Annotated in this window: 3 protein-coding genes; all 3 read left to right on the plus strand. The window is 75.5% G+C overall.

Annotated elements, in window-relative coordinates:
* Window positions 1-1,069, plus strand: a 1,069-nt coding sequence (locus J0670_RS36685; RefSeq protein ID WP_207817108.1) for a DUF4190 domain-containing protein, incomplete at its 5' end; no start/stop codon positions are given.
* A 210-nt stretch (window positions 1,070-1,279) separates the two neighbouring features.
* Window positions 1,280-1,444, plus strand: coding sequence for an SPOR domain-containing protein (locus tag J0670_RS36690; protein ID WP_207817109.1), 165 nt, complete (start codon window positions 1,280-1,282; stop codon window positions 1,442-1,444).
* Window positions 1,445-1,453: 9 nt separating this feature from the next.
* A complete protein-coding gene (locus tag J0670_RS36695) occupies window positions 1,454-1,894 on the plus strand; it encodes an NUDIX domain-containing protein (RefSeq protein ID WP_207817110.1) in 441 nt (146 codons plus the stop codon).
* Window positions 1,895-2,020: the final 126 nt, after the last annotated feature.

Genomic DNA, 2,020 nt, shown 5'->3' on the forward strand with positions numbered 1-2,020 from the left:
CTACGGCTACCCGACTCCCTACAACCCGCAGCCCGAGCCGCGCACCAACGGCCTCGCGGTCGGCTCCCTGGTGACCGGTCTGAGCCTGCTCGGGCCGGTGGCCCTGGTGCTCGGGATCCTCGCGCTCAACCGGATCGGCCGTCGCGGGGAGCGCGGCCAGGGCATGGCGGTGACCGGCGTGGTGCTCGGGGTGGTCGGCACGGTGCTGCTGGCCCTCCTCCTGGGCGCGGGGGACTTCGGCCCCGCGCGCAACGGACGGTACGGCCCGGCCGGGAAGCCCCCGGCCGGGGCGGTCAGCTGGTCCGCGCTGAAGGCGGGGGACTGCTACGACTCCCCGGGCGGCGGCTCGACGACCGACGAGAACGGCGACGAGACCGTCTTCTGGGTGCGCCGGGTGCCCTGCGCGGACCCGCACCACGGCGAGGTGGCCGGCACCGCGAAGGTCTCCGACGACAGCGGCTCGTACCCGGGCGAGGCCGTGGTGCGCCAGCGGGCCGCCGAGCTGTGCCGCTCGGTGCTCGACGACTACGCGCTGGACCAGTGGGCCGTCCCGGACGGCATGGACGACGTCTACCTCTACCCGTCCGAGGGGAACTGGGAGTCCGGCGAACGGTTCGTCACCTGTGCCTTCGAGGACCGCGACGACCAGCACCGGGGGACGGTCCGCACCGACCGGGCCGCTCTGACCTCCGCCCAGCTGGCCTACCTGCAAGCCGTCCGGGGCTTCAACACCGCGTACGCGGAAGCGCCGAAGAAGGACCTCGCCGCCGCCGAGTCCGACTACCGGGCCTGGGCCCGCCGGATGGCCGCCGCCTCCCGGGCCGAGGTCGCCGCGCTGCGCTCGCCGTCGGTGAACTGGCCGGACGAGGTTCGGCCGAACATCGGCAAGCTGGTCGATACCAAGTCCCAGGAGGCCACCGCCTGGGACGCCGTGGCCTCCGGCGACGACGTGGCGGGGGACCTGCTCCGGGCCCGGGCGCTGGTGGCCAAGGGGGTGCCGATCAGCGTGGAGATCCGGCGCGGGCTCGGCCTGCCCACCGGCGAGCAGGCGCCCGACCTGCGGGTCTGAGCCGCCGCCGGGAGCCCGGTTACCCATCGTTTACCGCGCCCGTACCCGCCGGTAGCGCGCCGCCCGTAGGGTCGTGCACGTGCCCCCGGCCCGACCCCCACGCCGGCCGGGGGCACCCGCGCGCCCCGGGGTGCGCGCGGGCGGGCGGCGTGCGGGCCCGGGGTGCCCGAGCCGGGGGCGCCCGTCGGCGGGGCCGGGTAGCCTCCCGGCATGGGCACCTTCCGGGTGATGCGGCAGGACGACAACGGCAACCGGTTCACGGTCGCCAAGGGCCTCGACGAGGCCGAGGCGCGCCGCCTGGCCGCCGAGTTCGAGGCGCGCGGCCACAAGCAGCTGTACTGGGTCGAGTCCGAGGCCCGGAGCGAGGCCCCGTAGGGTCGGGGCATGGACCAGGCCAGCGAGACCACCACCGGGCCCCGGATCGTCGTCGGCGGCGCGCTGATCCGCGACGGCCGGGTGCTCGCCGCCCGCCGCAGCGCGCCCGAGGCGGTGGCCGGGCGCTGGGAGTTCCCCGGTGGCAAGGCCGAGCCCGGCGAGACCGAGGCGCAGGCGTTGGAGCGGGAGCTGCTGGAGGAGCTGGGCGTACGGGCGCGGGCGCTGCGGCGGCTGCCCGGCGCGTGGGCGGTCCGGCCGGGCCTTGAGCTGCGGTTCTGGGCCGCCGAGCTGCTGTCCGGCGAGCCGCGCGCGCTGGAGGACCACGACGAGCTGCGCTGGCTGGGTGCGGCCGAGCTGGACTCCGTGGACTGGATCGAGCACGACCGGGACGTGCTGCCGCACGTCGCCGGACTGCTGGCCGACGAGCACGACGCGCAATCCGCCAGATAGGTCAATCAGACAAGACGACCCAGTGGCCGGGATAGCCTGGGTCCTGCTGGGTATGTCACTTTTCGGCACTATTCGTCACCATCGGTGAGCCGCCCCAGCCGGCGACGCCGATCCCGACCAGAGCCG

The sequence above is a fragment of the Streptomyces sp. FH025 genome, assembly GCF_017427025.1.
Taxonomy (GTDB): domain Bacteria; phylum Actinomycetota; class Actinomycetes; order Streptomycetales; family Streptomycetaceae; genus Kitasatospora.